Raw genomic sequence first — 14,524 nt, 5'->3', positions numbered from 1 at the left:
CCGATCCTGATCTGAAAGATTCACATGACCCCTGCTGCCCGGCTGTCCGCGGCCATCGAACTGATCGACACCATCGAGAAAGACCGCGTGCCCGCGGCGAAGGCGCTGAAGGAGTGGGGCACTGCACATCGCTTTGCCGGCTCCGGCGACCGCGCCGCGATCGCGGGCCTTGTCTGGGACGTGCTGCGCCGTTACGCCTCCAGCGCGTATCTCATGGACGCAGGCACGGCGCGCGCCCGCCTGATCGGCATGCTGCGCCTGGAGCGCGACATGGACACGCCGACCATGGCTGCGCTGTTCGACGGCAACCGCTATGCGCCGGCGCCGCTGACCGACGCCGAGCAGGCCGCGCTGGCCTCGCGTTCCCTCAAGGACGCACCGGCTGCGATTGCCGGCGACTATCCCGAGTGGCTCGATCCGTACCTCGCAAAAATCTTTGGCGAGGATCGTGCAGCGGAAGCTGCCGCAATGGCGAGCCGTGCGCCGCTTGATCTGCGTGTCAACACGCTGAAAGGCAGTCGCGACAAGGTTCTCGGCCGGTTATCTCATCTGAAGGCGCAGCCGACGCCATGGTCGCCGAACGGCCTGCGCATCGAGCTTGGCGCCGATGCGCGCAATCCCGGCATCCAGTCGGAAGAGGATTTCATTAAGGGCGCCATTGAAGTGCAGGATGAAGGCTCGCAGCTTGCGGCCTTGTTCACGGCCGCAAAACCCGGCGAGCAGGTGATCGATCTCTGCGCCGGCGCCGGCGGCAAGACGCTGGCGCTGGCGGCCCTCATGCAGGGCAAGGGACGCCTGATCGCGACCGACCGCGACAAGCGCCAGCTCGCCCCCATCCATGAGCGGCTGTCGCGCGCGGGCGTCCACAATGCGGAGATCCGCACGCCCAAGGGCGAGGCCGATCCGCTCGCCGATATCCGCAGCACCGCGGACCTCGTCGTGATCGACGCCCCCTGCACGGGAACCGGAACCTGGCGCCGCAACCCCGACGCCAAATGGCGCATGCGCCCGGGCGCCCTGGAGATCCGGCTGAAGGACCAGGTCGAGGTGCTCGATCGCGCCGTGCCGCTGGTGAAGCCGGGCGGCCGCATCGCCTACATCACCTGCTCGGTGCTGGCGGAGGAGAACGACGAGCAGGTGAGGGCGTTCGTGGCGCGCCATCCGGAGTTCTCGGTCGTGCCGAGTGAGCAGACCGCGAGCGTGCTCTGGGACAAGGCGGAAGCCTTTGCCGAGGCCGCGCTGCGATCGCCCGAAGGCTGGCTGATGACGCCACGCCGTACGGGCACGGACGGGTTCTTCATCTCGGTGCTGAAGAGGGCCGCGTAACCTCACCTTCGAAGGGCGAAGCGGAATCCACAATCACAACTGTCATCGCCCGGCTTGACCGGGCGATCCAGTGAATCGATAGGCCGCGGCGTACTGGATTCCCCGCTTTCGCGGGGAATGACAGCGGTGCGCGAGGCAGTGCTGTCCCGCGCCAAAACAAAGCCCCGCGCACCGAAGCTCGGTGGCGGGGCTTGATCGCTTACGCTCTGCCAGTACGTCCGTGGTCAGAGCGCCCTGGCGCGTTGCGCGGGCCTACTAGCCGGCGCGGATGTTGTCGGCGGAAGACTTGCCGCTGCGACGGTCTGCGACGATGTCGAACGACACCTTCTGGCCCTCGTTGAGGGTGCTGAGACCGGCACGCTCGACAGCGCTGATGTGAACGAAAACGTCCTTGGCGCCGTCATCCGGCTGGATGAAGCCAAAACCCTTTTGATTGTTGAACCACTTCACGGTGCCCATAGCCATGGGGATATCCTTTGTTTGATAGTACGCACGTGGACCGGTACGCATCGATGCGCCCATGATCCGGATTGGTCGATGTTTTGGGGAAATCATCTGAAGCGTGCGCGCCCGTCAAAAACGAGGCGAAGCGGCCCAGTCGTTCGGCCAAGTATCGATCCTTGAAATATAACGAGATATTCAGGCCACTTCAAGGCGGCGCGCGCGGATCGCGAATCGTATGACTTTTCTATCTTGCGCTGCATGTTGGGCTTACCGTCCTGCAGGCGCAGCTCGGCGGTGTCGGGTAGGCACGACGCAAGTGAGGCTTTGCTCACCCCGGCCAACGCGGCCATTTCCCCTCGAAATCGGCCAAAATTCCCGCTGGAAAGCCGGTTTCCGGCATTGCGAGGCCGTCCCCGCTCGCGTATTTGCTTGCCATGACAGCAGCACAGCACGACCGCTCCCCGTCGTCGCCCCATGTGGCCTCGGCGCACGACAAGATTCTCATCGTCGACTTCGGCAGCCAGGTGACGCAGCTCATCGCGCGTCGCGTTCGCGAGGACGGCGTCTATTGCGAGATCGTCCCGTTCAACAAGGCCGAAGAGGCCTTCAAGGAGATGAAGCCGAAGGCGGTGATTCTCTCCGGCGGACCGGAATCGGTGCATGAAGAGGGCTCGCCCCGGGCCCCGCAACTGATCTTCGCCTCCGGCGTGCCCGTGATGGGCATCTGCTACGGCCAGATGACCATGGCGGCCCAGCTGGGCGGCGAGGTCGAGGGCGGCCACCACCGCGAGTTCGGCCGCGCCGACGTCGAGGTGAAGGCCGAGAGCAGGCTGTTCGAGGACACCTGGACGCTCGGCGGCAAGCACCAGGTCTGGATGAGCCATGGCGACCGCATCACCAGGATGCCGCCGGGCTTCACCGTGGCCGGCACCTCGCCGAATGCGCCGTTCGCGATCATCCAGGACGAGAAGCGCAAATATTACGGCCTGATGTTCCATCCCGAGGTCGTGCACACGCCCGATGGCGCCAGGCTGATCCGCAACTTCGTGCGCAAGATCGCAGGCCTCTCCGGCGACTGGACCATGCGCGCCTTCCGCGAGGAGGCGATCCAGAAGATCCGCAACCAGGTCGGCAAGGGCAGGGTGATCTGCGGCCTCTCCGGCGGCGTCGATTCGGCGGTGGCCGCAGTGCTGATTCATGAGGCGATCGGCGACCAGCTCACCTGCGTGTTCGTCGATCATGGCCTGCTCCGTCTCGATGAGGCCAAGACGGTGGTCGATCTGTTCCGCGGCCACTACAACATCCCGCTCGTGCACGTGGATGCCTCAAAGCAGTTCCTCGGCGAGCTCGAAGGCGTCACCGACCCGGAAGTGAAGCGCAAGACCATCGGCCGTCTCTTCATCGACGTGTTCGACGCGGAGGCCAAGAAGACCGGCGGCGCCGATTTCCTCGCCCAAGGCACGCTCTACCCCGACGTGATCGAGAGCGTCTCCTTCACCGGTGGCCCCTCCGTGACGATCAAGTCGCACCACAATGTCGGCGGCCTGCCTGAGCGCATGAACATGAAGCTCGTCGAGCCCCTGCGCGAGCTCTTCAAGGACGAGGTGCGCGAGCTCGGCCGCGAACTCGGCCTGCCCGAGATCTTCGTCGGCCGCCACCCGTTCCCGGGCCCGGGCCTCGCCATCCGCTGCCCCGGCGACATCACACGCGACAAGCTCGACATCCTGCGCAAGGCCGATGCCGTCTACATCGACCAGATCCGCAAGCACGGCCTCTATGACGAAATCTGGCAGGCCTTTGCCGTGCTGCTCCCGGTGAAGACCGTCGGCGTCATGGGCGACGGCCGGACCTACGACTACGTCGTGGGCCTGCGCGCAGTGACCTCAACCGACGGCATGACCGCGGACTTCTACCAGTTCGACATGAAGTTTCTGGGCGAGACCGCCACGCGCATCATCAACGAGGTGAAGGGCGTGAATAGGGTTGTGTACGACGTGACGAGCAAGCCGCCGGGGACGATTGAGTGGGAGTAGTGAGGCCGAGTGCAATCGCGCAGCACAGCGTAGTTTTGGTGGGGGCTGTTCCCGTTACTTTCATATTCAGCGACTGACCAAAGTTGTGGCCGAGCTTAATGCGGTGGAAGTCGGCATTCCACTTCCCTTCCACTAACAGAGTATCCAGGCGCACTATGGCGTGCAGAATGGCAGGACGTCGTGAGGCGAGGGAGCGGCAAGGAACTGGTTCACTGGAGCGAGAAGCATCTCGACCAATGGCCGTGATCGCACGGGGTTCCTCCAAACCGCGATATCCAAGTGATTGTGTTGAATCAACTTCTTAACCGGAGTGGGGAGGGGCTCGCTTGTAGCTACGGTGACGCGCCCGGCCTTTAGGGGCCTATCTGGCAATGAATGATATCTGCGTCGAGCTTGAACCCCCGGCGCAGGCGCCGCATCGCGATCAATCAGACGAGCCGGAGGCAGGGTGACCGGTAGATGCATCCCATTTATCGAATTCGCGAACTAGCTTGATCAGTTGCGTGAGCAACATCGACGCGTCATTCTTGCGATAACTCATGATGATCGGCGAAATCATCTTCGGCTCATCGAGGTCGATAAAGCATACGTCGTCGCGCCCGAAGCGCCTCACGGAGGCAGGCACGATGCAGACCCCGCCACCAGAGGCGACAAGACCGAGCGCGGTCTGCAACTCCTTCGCCTCCATCGCGACCCTCGGCTCAATACCTGCATCGCGGTAGAATGAAAGAACCTGATCGGCGTAGCTTGGCCGCGGCGACTTGGGATAGACGATAAGCGGTTCGTCAGCGGTTGCGCGCAGCCGCAACTTCCCCTTCTTGGCCGCCAATTTGTGCCGGCGCGGTACCACAAGGCAGACGCGTTCTTCACGGATGACGCTACGGACGATCGCCTCATCGTCGAATCTCAGTCGACCGAAACCTACATCGATACGACCGTCCTTTAATGCTGCGACCTGCTCGAGCGTCGTCATCTCCAGAAGATTGACCTCTGCGCCGGGCATGATGATGCGGAAGCGGCGGATCAGTTCCGGAAGAGCGTCGTAGAGGGTGGATGCGACAAAGCCGATGTTGAACTGCAATACCGTGCCTTTGGCGATCCGCTTGGTCATCGCACGCATCTCGTCAATGCGCTGCAGGATCTGGCGTCCCTGTTCGAACAGATATCGTCCGGGCTCTGTCAACGTAAGCGGTCGGCCACGATCGAGCAGACGCACGCCCAGTTCGTCCTCGAGCTGCTGTACTTGGCGGCTCAACGGTGGTTGCGCGATGTGGAGTTTCTCAGCGGCGCGACTGAAGGAGCCCTCCGCTGCCACGGTGGTGAAGTAGCGCAGGTGACGGAGTTCCATGGGAACAGCCCTCCAATCGCGTCCATACCTCTCGAGTATTGAAATAGACACAATCGATCCTTCGCTTCAAGCTGATCCGGGCAAACCCTCCCGGTCGCGGAAACGAGGCGCGTCATTCCCGGCGCCACGTGGATGGCCGACCGGATCGATCACCATCAGTCTCTCGTCGTGGATTGGGCGTTGCAACGGAGCGCCGACGCGGTCCGGAACGGCCTGGAGGACAACATTGGGATCGGCAAGGATCGGCTCGCATCCGACACCGCCGAAGCATGGATGTAGGCCGGCGACGCCTGCCGAAGCGCGGGCTGTGCTTGGCCGTCGAGCGACATCGTACCCGACGTGTCCCTCCGATGAGGAGGTGGAATTCGGCGTGCACTATACCCCGCAGGTATGAATATAGACTGAGGCGGTCCTGTTTCGATCGAAGGCTACGGCCTAGGGTGGTCTCGCTTCATTCACCATCGTAGCGGCCGGCAGTCTCGCCAGGATTGCCTCCCATTGCGATCCTAGCAGTTTCTTCAGTCAGGAATGCGCCGTGATCGTTTGCAGTTGCAACGTCCTCAGCGAGGTCGAGATTAGGTCCGCGATCGCAAGCGTCGCACCATGCCCGCGGGTCAGTCGCGTCTACGCCTTGCTCGGCTGCACGGCGAAGTGCGGCCACTGCGCCTGCACCATACTCAAGGAAATCCGAGGCTTCGCGCCTGTGGATCGAACCGCAATTGGAGCGGCCAGCGCCCAAAATCTGTAGATCGGCGTGAGGGCCTGAAAGCCGATAATCGATCCTAGGTGCTTAACCGCAGCCGCCCGCAGTGAATTCGACGCGGCTCGAACTCTGCGAGCCATCTCTGACCTGAAGATAGAAGCACGATCGCGATGCAGGTCGGCTCCAGGGCCGGCAATCAGAACAATGGTTAACATGTCTCAACGGGCTAACAATCGCCGGTCGGGCCAACCGAGTGCTCATGGGATACCTGACGTAGAGAAAGAAAGCGACCCTCAGCCATTGGCTCCAGCGAGACGGTCGCCTTGCTTTTCGAGAGGGTGACCGATCGGCGGGGCGGTTATCCACGGTTCCTGGCGGCGGACGACGCACCGATACTCATCGTCGAACGTACGGAAAAGCAGAGCTGACCATTGTCCCATCTGAGAGACGTATACCGCACAGGTATAATATTGGATCCAATCGGTCTTTGCCATCGATGCCGCATATATCTAGTTTTCGGCCAAGAAATACGAATTCGAGGATGCGCCGGTGACGAGCAAAGCTACCCAGATCGATACCTTTATAGTCGATGTGCCAACGATAAGGCCTCACGTCCTGGCGATGGCCACGATGCGCAGCCAGGCCGTCGTTCTGGTCCGGATCACATGCTCAGACGGTGTCATCGGGATCGGCGAAGGCACCACGATCGGTGGTCTGAGCTACGGCGAAGAAAGCCCGGAAGGCATCAAGCTCGCAATCGATACCTATATCGCGCCGGTCCTGAAGACCTGTGAAGTGTCCCGCGTCGCCGAGACAATGTCGAGGATCGGTCGCAGCGTCGTCGGCAACCATATCGCCAAGTGCGCGATCGAGACCGCGCTGCTTGATGCCGCCGGCAAGCGTCTCGGCGTGCCCGTCTCCGAACTGATCGGCGGGGGACGCGTGCGCGACCGCCTGGCGGTGGCCTGGACGCTCGCGAGTGGAAATACCGCGCGCGACATCGAGGAAGCCGAGGCGATGATCGAGGCCAGGCGGCATTCGATCTTCAAGCTGAAGATCGGCAAGCGCAGCGTGGCCGATGATGTCGCGCATGTTGCGGCGATCAAGAAAGCGATCGGAAGCCGGGGCAGCGTCCGCGTCGACGTCAACCAGGGTTGGGACGAGGCACAGGCCGACGCCGGCATGAAAATGCTGGAAGACGCCGGCTGCGACCTGGTCGAACAGCCGGTCGCCCGCGACGCGCTTGCCACCATGGCGCGTCTGTCCGCGCGGCACGGCATCCCGCTGATGGCCGACGAGGCGCTACATGGTCCCCGCGACGCGTTCCGTGTTGCCGCCAGCGCCGCCGCCCGCGTGTTCGCCGTGAAGATCGCCCAGTCGGGCGGACTGCATGCCGGTCGCGACGTCGCGGCCATCGCCGATGCCTCAGGGATCGGTCTCTACGGCGGCACGATGCTCGAGGCGGGTGTCGGCACCGCAGCTTCCGCCCATCTCTTTGCGACGTTTCCCAGGCTCGCTTGGGGCACTGAGCTGTTCGGTCCGCTGCTGCTCACGGAGGAGATTTTGGCCGAGCCGCTGGACTACGCCGACTTCTCGCTGGGTGTGCCGACGGGGCCCGGTCTCGGGATCGCGCTCGACGAGGACAAGATCGCCCGGTTTCGTCGGGACCGCACCGCGCCGACCTTGCATGTCGTCGCGGCGAAGGGAGCGTGACACATGCTTTCGATGGTTGAGATGAACGTCCGTATCCCGATGGACTTTAACAAGGATGAAGCCGCCCGCCTCAAGGCTCGCGAGAAAGATCGGTTTCAGGAGCTCCGGCGTGCCGGCAAGTGGCGCCACATCTGGCGCGTCGTCGGCCACTACGCGAACGTCAGCATCTTTGATGTCGAGAGCAACGCCGAACTTCACGACATCCTGACGAGCCTGCCGCTCTATCCCTTCATGGAGATGAAGGTGACGCCGCTCTGTAGGCATCCGTCTTCAACCCACGACGACGAGCGCTGAAAATATTCCGAACGACGAACGTCCGTATGCCGGACTTAAAACCAAGGGAGAGACGACATGGATACGAGCTTCGTGAAGACTGCGAACGTCCAGGCACTGCTCGACAAGGCTGCGGGCTTCAATCAGCCGAGCGGAGATGCGCGTCTGAAGGCCATTGTCCGCGACATCGTCGAGGCCGCTGCCGAGATCATCGTCCGGCACGACATCAGCGAGGACGAGTTCTGGGGCGCCATCAACTTCCTGCAGAAGGGCGCGCCGGAATTCGGCTTGCTGGTGCCGGGCACGGGCCTCGAGCACTTCCTGGATCTGTTTATGGATGCGAAGGATGCGGAAGCCGGCCGCACGGGCGGCACGCCGCGTACCATCGAGGGACCGCTTTACGTGGCGGGTGCGCCGCTCGAGGAGGGCGATGTTAATCTGACGAAGGATCCGGACGAGACTGGCAGCCTGTACATGAGGGGTCGCGTTACCGGTCCGGATGGCGAGCCGGTCAAGGACGCGATCCTGCACGTCTGGCACGCCAACTCAGAGGGATGGTACTCGCACTTCGACCCAACCCGTGAACAGACGCCGTTCAACAACCGCGCGCGCATCAAGCTCGGCGCCGACGGAAAATACTCGTTCCACTCCAAGATGCCGAACGGCTATTCAGTGCCGCCCGGCGGCGCGACCGACACGCTGATGAAGGCGATCGGCCGTCACGGTCATCGTCCGGCGCACGTCCACTTCTTCATCGAAGCGCCCGGCTATCGGAAACTGACGACGCAGATCAACTTCGGCGACGACCCGCATGCCGCCGACGATTTCGCCTTCGCCACCCGCGACGGTCTGCTGCCGGTCCCACAGCGCCAGGGCGACAGCGCCTACATCAATTTTGACTTCCAGCTCCAGCGCGCCGCCGATGGTGCCGACGAGCACTTTTCCACCCGACAGCGCGCTGAGGCGGCCTGAGTTCCGGCGGGGACCCGACCCGGCAACAAATAGGAAGAGGAGAGGAAGCGATGACGACACTCTTGGAGCGCATCGACGGCGCGGTGGTCGAAGACAAGGCGAACGGGTTGTTCCGGTGCCGCCGCGACATATTCACCGATGTCGAGATGTACGAGCTCGAGATGGAGCACATCTTCGAGGGCAACTGGGTGTTCCTGGCGCATGAGAGCCAGATCCCTGAGAACAATGACTATTTCAGTGCCTGGATCGGCCGCAAGCCGATCATGATCACCCGCGACAAGGCAGGCGAATTGCATGCAATGATCAACGCCTGCGCCCATCGCGGCGCGATGCTCTGTCGGCGAAAGCACGGCAACAAGGGCAGCTTCACCTGTCCATTCCACGGCTGGACCTTCAGCAATTCGGGCAAGCTGCTCAAGGTGAAGGACGGCAAGACTGGCGACTATCCGGCCTCGTTCAACACCCAGGGCTCGCACGACCTGGCGAAGGTGCCGCGGTTCGAGAGCTATCGCGGGTTTCTGTTCGGCAGCCTCAATCCGGACGTCGTTTCTCTCGAGGAGCATCTCGGCGGCGCGAACGCCGTGATCGACCAGATCGTCGACGGAGCGCCCAACGGCATCGAGGTGCTGCGAGGCAATTCCTCCTACATCTACGACGGCAACTGGAAGCTCCAGATGGAGAACGGTGCCGACGGATATCACGTGAGCTCCGTGCACTGGAATTACTCGGCAACCATGGGCCATCGCAACTACGAGAACGAGGGCACCAAGACGGTCGACGCCAACGGCTGGTCCAAGAGCGTGGGCGGCGTCTACGGCTTCGAGAACGGACACATCCTGCTCTGGACCAATCTGCTCAACCCCGAAGTCCGGCCCGTCTTCAATCACAAGGACGAGCTCGAAGCGCGTCTCGGCAAGGATCGCGCCGGCTTCATTATCGGCCAGACCCGCAATCTCGGAATCTATCCAAACGTCTACCTCATGGACCAGTTCTCGACGCAGATCCGCGTGGTGCGGCCGATCAGCGTCAACGAGACCGAGGTGACCATCTACTGCTTCGCGCCCAAAGGAGAGGACGCCAAGGAACGAGCGACCCGCATCCGGCAATACGAGGACTTCTTCAACGTCTCCGGCATGGGCACGCCGGACGATCTGGAAGAATTCCGTGCTTGTCAGACCGCCTATGTCGGCGCCGGCGAACTCTGGAACGACCTCAGCCGGGGCGCCGTCCATTGGATCGACGGCCCGGATGAGAACGCCAGGGCGATCGGCCTCGAGCCGCTGCTGAGCAGCGAACGCAGCGAGGACGAAGGCCTGTTCGTGCGCCAGCATGAGTTCTGGGCCAAGTCGTTGCGCCAGGCGATCCTGCGAAACGGCGGCGAAGCGGCCGGCGTCGTTGCGTTGCGGGGAGAGGCAGCATGAGCATCGCGACCGCCAGCACGCTCGTGCCCACCAGCAAATTCGATCTCGAACAGGTCCGCTCCTTCCTGTTTCGCGAGGCGCGGCTGCTCGATGACCGGCAGTGGGACGAATGGATCAAGCTCTATTCGCCCAAGGCCAGTTTCTGGATGCCGGCGTGGGACGACGACGACCAACTCGTCGAGGACCCGCAGCAGCATATCTCTCTCATCTACTATCCCAACCGGGAGGGTCTGGAAGACCGTGTCTTCCGGATCAAGACCGAGCGCTCCGGCGCGAGCACGCCGGAGCCGCGTACCAGCCACAATGTCTCGAATGTCGAAATCGTGGAGGAGCGCGACGGCGAGCTAGACCTGCGCTTCAACTGGCACACGCTCAGCCACCGCTACAAGAAGACCGACAGCTTCTTCGGCGCCGCCTTCTACACGCTGGATACGCGCGGTGAGGAACTGCGGATCCTGGCCAAGAAGGTCGTACTCAAGAGCGACTACATCCACCAGGTCATCGACATCTATCACATCTGACGCCGCCCGTCGGGATCGCGGAGAGTAAGATATGACTTATCGCGTAGCACTCAATTTCGAGGATGGGGCCACCCGTTTCGTCGAATGCAACGAGGGCGAGAAGGTCCTGGACGCGGCCTATCGCAACAAGATCAACCTGCCGATGGACTGTTCGGATGGCGTTTGCGGCACCTGCAAATGCCGCTGCGAGCAGGGTGAATACGATCTCGGCGACGAATATCTCGACGACGCCCTGAATGGAGCCGAGGCCGAGGAGGGACTGGTGCTGACCTGCCAGATGGTGCCGTCCTCGGATTGCGTTATCGCCGTGCCGGTTCCGTCCACCGCCTGCAAGGTAAAGCCCGCTGAACATGGCGCCGAGGTGAGCTCGGTCGAACTCGTCTCGGACAGCACGATCATCCTCAAGCTCAAGCTCGACAGACCGGACGCGCTGGGATACCTGCCTGGCCAGTATGTGAACCTCACGGTGCCCGGGACGAGCGAGCATCGTTCCTACTCGTTCAGTTCGAAGGTGGGGGCGAGTGAAGCGAGCTTCCTGATCCGCAACGTGCCGGGCGGTCTGATGAGCGGCTGGCTCGCGAGCGAGGCCAAGGCCGGCACCAGGATGACGTTTGTCGGTCCGCAAGGAAGCTTCTTCCTGCGCGCGGTCGACCGTCCGGTCGTGATGCTCGCCGGCGGCACGGGCCTCGCGCCGATCCTGTCGATGCTCGAGGTCCTCGCCGACCAAGGCACCGACCAGCCAGTGCATCTGATCTACGGCGTCACCAATGATGGCGATCTGGTCGAGATCGATCGGATCGAAGCGCTGGCCAAGCGACTCCCGACGCTCACCTGGGCGACCTGCGTCGCCAACCCGGATAGCGCCCATCCGCTGAAGGGATATGTCACGGCGCATCTGGCGGACGAGCATCTCAACGACGGCGACTGCGACGTCTATCTGTGCGGTCCGCCGCCGATGGTGGAGGCGGTGCGGGTGTTCTTCACGGAAAAGAGGGTGAGCCCCTCGCATTTCTTCTACGAGAAGTTTTCCGCGAGCGAAGCGGTGGCAGCATGATCTTCGAAGGCCGCTTTGCCGGAAAGACGCTGGTCGTGACCGGCGCCGCTCAGGGGATCGGACGCGCCGTGGCACTGCGGGCCGCGGCCGAGGGCGGCAACGTCCTGTTCGTCGATCGTGCGGACTTCGTCGATGATGTCGCCTCGGAAGCAGGTGTCGGAGGCCGCGGCTTCGTATGCGATCTCGAAACCCACGACGGTGCTGAAGCCGCCATGGCCGAGGCCATCAGACACTTCGGCGCAATCGACATCCTCATCAACAACGTCGGCGGCGCAATCCGGATGCGACCATACCATCGGTTCGAGCCGCAGCAGATCGAGGCAGAGATTCGGCGCTCCTTAATGCCCACCTTGTGGTGCTGTCACGCCGTGATTCCGCACCTCACCCGGCGAGGCAGGGGTACGATAGTGAACGTCTCATCGAACGCGACGCGCGGCATTCACCGGGTGCCATACTCGGCTGCAAAGGGCGGAATCAACGCGATCACTCAAAGCTTGGCGATGGAGTATGCGTCGGGCAACATACGCGTTGTCGCGACGGCTCCCGGCGGCACAGAGGCGCCGCCGAGGCGAGTGCCGCGCAACGCCGACGGCGATACGGCTGAAGAAAAGACATGGATGAACGAGGTCGTCAAGCAGGTTAAGAAATCTAGCTTCCTCGGGCGATACGGCTCGATCGACGAGCAGGTCGCGCCAATCCTGTTCTTGGCGTCGGATGAAGCAAGTTATGTCACAGGCAATATCTTGCCAGTCGCCGGCGGCGACCTCGGGTAACTCTGCGACGTCGTTCCGCGCGCAAGGTCCACAGTTGGACCCTGAGCAGGGTCGCTGAGCATGCTGGGCGGAACGAAGGAGAAATGGAGCTGCCCTCGCACCTAAGAACTCGCGTCGCTTCATCCCGGCTCCCGCACTCAGGCCGAGCCGATTGTGGTTTGGCGCAGCTCGCAGGCGAAGATGTCCGCCGTCATTACCCAGAGGTTTGGAAGTATTTTCAACGAGAACCGTAACCGCTTGTTCATGGTCATCGCGATCGCGCTGATGATGCTGATCGCCGTCATGGTCACAGATTCGCACGCCAAGGGCGGTCCCTGCGAGGGCAACTCGCCCGAGATCAGCGAGTGGTTTAGCTCGCAGCACAACGCGCTCGGCGGGTGGTGCTGCAACGATGCCGACGGTCACCGCTACTACGGTGACTATGTGCTCAATTCCGACGGCTCGGTGACGATCAGCCCCGGCACCCCGGACGCCCACCAGATCGAGTCCTACAAGGTGCTGTCCAGGCACAAACCCGACCGGCACCGCGGTGTGGTGATGCAGCGAGGGACAAGCCGGCACAAAGACCACATCCTGCTTCGCGCCGGGATCGCTGACCTGACCCGCCTTTAGGAGAAGGCATTGGCAAGTTCCAAGAGACGGTGACAGCGACAGAACTCTCATCGGGATCAGCGTCTTCGCGGCGATGACCCGTCCGGCTGCGCACAACGAGCCGCCGGAGCGACCCGTCGACGCGCATCCCGTCAACAGCGCGCCCACCTCGCACGCACAAGTGACCAGAACAGCCCGGAATACAGGCGCCTGCCTGTGATCTAGTTCACAGCGCGCGCCATTGTCGTGGTGCGGCGCTTATTCGAGCGACGGAGGGCTCGATCATGCCCGCCATTTTCGATTTTCTATACCGTGAGTTTTGCCGTGCGCGCCTTACTGAGATGCGGAAGCAGCTTTTCCTGATCCAGACCAGCAGCCCTGAAGTCGCAGAGGCGAATTGCAGCGTCAGCCCTTCCGACGGGGCTGATGATCGGACTGGTGGCGACGAACATCACGAAGCCGGCGACCGCAGGCCCAGTTGATCGCTCGTCGACCGCACCGTCGCGAGACTCGCAGGCGCGCCTAGTGGCGGTCAGTGATCAAAACAACCGGCGCCGATTCTTGGAGGGGTTTGCGATTGCCCTCATCGGAAGTGACACTCGTGGGCTGGGCCGCAGCGCCTTGTGAGGCCTGTCCAACAGTTGTGGAAGTGGCGGTGGCGGCGACAACGGGATCTTTAGCGCTTGTCTGACGGTTCCAGTCGCATGCCGCCGCCGGATAGGCGGTAAGAGTAACGGCAGCAAAGGTCGTAACGATCACGATCTTCTTCATGGCCGGGCTCCTCTTCGAGGCAAGGTCATTGTACTACGACGTGCCTTGCTCGAACGCATCGGCGTGATCACGAAGCTGCGAGAGCCGTGCAGCCCACGGAGGCACGGGAAGCGCTTTTGCTGCCGGCCATATGAAACGCACAGGCGCTGCCCTCCGTCGCGCAGCGCGGGGCTACCCTGGCAGCCCGCTTCAGCGTCTCGCGGGCCTGGGCCGTGATTGGTGGTATCGATCATCGGCTTCGCTATCGTGCGGAAAGACCGCAGACAGAGGGGGAGCAGCCACGCTCCGGTAGGTTAGTCGAACAGCTTGGTCAGGAAGCTCTATTGCTCCACTTGGCGACGGTGTCGCATGGGCGCTCGAATGACTCGCGCCTTGCACAAGGTGAGAGAAGATTAAACCAGATGGTGGTTGGACGCGCTTAAGCTAACGACGCCGGTGCTTGCTAGGACCGCTATGGGTCTTGGCTGTGTGAAAAGGCCAAGACACTTAAGCCCGATAGAACAAGTTATTCGTCCAAGACCGCTCTGGCGCTCAAGCTCGCAAGCGATTTCAACTTAGATGACAAACTGCAGAATGTAATT

General features: G+C 62.4%; 15 protein-coding genes. 12 read left to right on the top strand and 3 right to left on the bottom strand.

Annotation, left to right across the window (positions count from 1 at the left end; translation table 11 throughout):
• Positions 1-24 precede the first annotated feature (24 nt).
• Positions 25-1,326 carry an RsmB/NOP family class I SAM-dependent RNA methyltransferase gene (locus YUU_RS0137725; RefSeq protein ID WP_027526966.1) on the top strand — a complete coding sequence of 434 codons (1,302 nt, stop codon included), beginning with the start codon at positions 25-27 and terminating at the stop codon, positions 1,324-1,326.
• Between the two features lie 255 nt (positions 1,327-1,581).
• Here YUU_RS0137725 and YUU_RS0137720 read toward each other — a convergent pair whose 3' ends face one another.
• Positions 1,582-1,791, bottom strand: a complete 210-nt coding sequence (locus YUU_RS0137720) for a cold-shock protein (RefSeq protein WP_027526965.1) — start codon at positions 1,789-1,791, stop codon at positions 1,582-1,584.
• A gap of 413 nt (positions 1,792-2,204) precedes the next feature.
• Here YUU_RS0137720 and guaA point away from each other — a divergent pair, with 413 nt between their 5' ends.
• Positions 2,205-3,803, top strand: coding sequence for a glutamine-hydrolyzing GMP synthase (gene guaA, locus YUU_RS0137710; protein ID WP_027526963.1), 1,599 nt, complete (start codon positions 2,205-2,207; stop codon positions 3,801-3,803).
• Between the two features lie 424 nt (positions 3,804-4,227).
• Here guaA and YUU_RS53015 read toward each other — a convergent pair whose 3' ends face one another.
• Positions 4,228-5,151: a LysR family transcriptional regulator gene (locus YUU_RS53015; protein ID WP_035664462.1), complete on the bottom strand. Its 924-nt coding sequence runs from the start codon at positions 5,149-5,151 to the stop codon at positions 4,228-4,230.
• Positions 5,152-5,283: 132 nt separating this feature from the next.
• Between YUU_RS53015 and YUU_RS59285 the strand changes: the two genes are divergently transcribed.
• The 10 genes from YUU_RS59285 (at position 5,284) to YUU_RS57190 (ending at position 13,654) form a co-directional block, all read left to right on the top strand.
• Positions 5,284-5,430 (top strand): hypothetical protein, encoded by a 147-nt coding sequence (locus tag YUU_RS59285; protein WP_156944736.1) that lies wholly within the window; start codon positions 5,284-5,286, stop codon positions 5,428-5,430.
• A 973-nt stretch (positions 5,431-6,403) separates the two neighbouring features.
• Positions 6,404-7,567 carry a muconate/chloromuconate family cycloisomerase gene (locus YUU_RS0137690; protein WP_027526961.1) on the top strand — a complete coding sequence of 388 codons (1,164 nt, stop codon included), beginning with the start codon at positions 6,404-6,406 and terminating at the stop codon, positions 7,565-7,567.
• Between the two features lie 3 nt (positions 7,568-7,570).
• On the top strand, positions 7,571-7,861 hold the full coding sequence (gene catC / locus YUU_RS0137685) for a muconolactone Delta-isomerase (protein ID WP_027526960.1): 291 nt from the start codon (positions 7,571-7,573) through the stop codon (positions 7,859-7,861).
• A gap of 57 nt (positions 7,862-7,918) precedes the next feature.
• Positions 7,919-8,812 (top strand): dioxygenase, encoded by an 894-nt coding sequence (locus YUU_RS0137680; RefSeq protein WP_027526959.1) that lies wholly within the window; start codon positions 7,919-7,921, stop codon positions 8,810-8,812.
• A gap of 50 nt (positions 8,813-8,862) precedes the next feature.
• Entirely contained in the window at positions 8,863-10,233 is a 1,371-nt protein-coding gene (locus tag YUU_RS0137675; RefSeq protein ID WP_027526958.1) for a Rieske 2Fe-2S domain-containing protein, read from the top strand.
• Positions 10,230-10,754, top strand: coding sequence for a benzoate 1,2-dioxygenase small subunit (benB, locus tag YUU_RS0137670; RefSeq protein WP_051390098.1), 525 nt, complete (start codon positions 10,230-10,232; stop codon positions 10,752-10,754). The genes YUU_RS0137675 and benB overlap by 4 nt, the downstream gene beginning before the upstream one ends.
• A 31-nt stretch (positions 10,755-10,785) precedes the next feature.
• Positions 10,786-11,808, top strand: coding sequence for a benzoate 1,2-dioxygenase electron transfer component BenC (benC, locus tag YUU_RS0137665; RefSeq protein WP_027526956.1), 1,023 nt, complete (start codon positions 10,786-10,788; stop codon positions 11,806-11,808).
• A complete protein-coding gene (gene benD, locus YUU_RS0137660) occupies positions 11,805-12,581 on the top strand; it encodes a benzoate diol dehydrogenase BenD (RefSeq protein ID WP_027526955.1) in 777 nt (258 codons plus the stop codon). Before benC ends, benD begins: the two co-directional genes overlap by 4 nt.
• 180 nt (positions 12,582-12,761) lie before the next feature.
• Positions 12,762-13,193, top strand: a complete 432-nt coding sequence (locus YUU_RS0137650; RefSeq protein WP_035664459.1) for a hypothetical protein — start codon at positions 12,762-12,764, stop codon at positions 13,191-13,193.
• A 263-nt stretch (positions 13,194-13,456) separates the two neighbouring features.
• On the top strand, positions 13,457-13,654 hold the full coding sequence (locus tag YUU_RS57190; protein WP_084801729.1) for a hypothetical protein: 198 nt from the start codon (positions 13,457-13,459) through the stop codon (positions 13,652-13,654).
• A 40-nt stretch (positions 13,655-13,694) separates the two neighbouring features.
• Here the strand turns inward: YUU_RS57190 and YUU_RS59280 are convergent, their stop codons facing one another.
• Positions 13,695-13,943: a hypothetical protein gene (locus YUU_RS59280; protein ID WP_156944735.1), complete on the bottom strand. Its 249-nt coding sequence runs from the start codon at positions 13,941-13,943 to the stop codon at positions 13,695-13,697.
• Positions 13,944-14,524 lie beyond the last annotated feature (581 nt).

The organism is Bradyrhizobium sp. Ec3.3, assembly GCF_000472925.1.
GTDB lineage: Bacteria > Pseudomonadota > Alphaproteobacteria > Rhizobiales > Xanthobacteraceae > Bradyrhizobium.
This window is presented reverse-complemented; position numbering and strand designations above follow the sequence as displayed.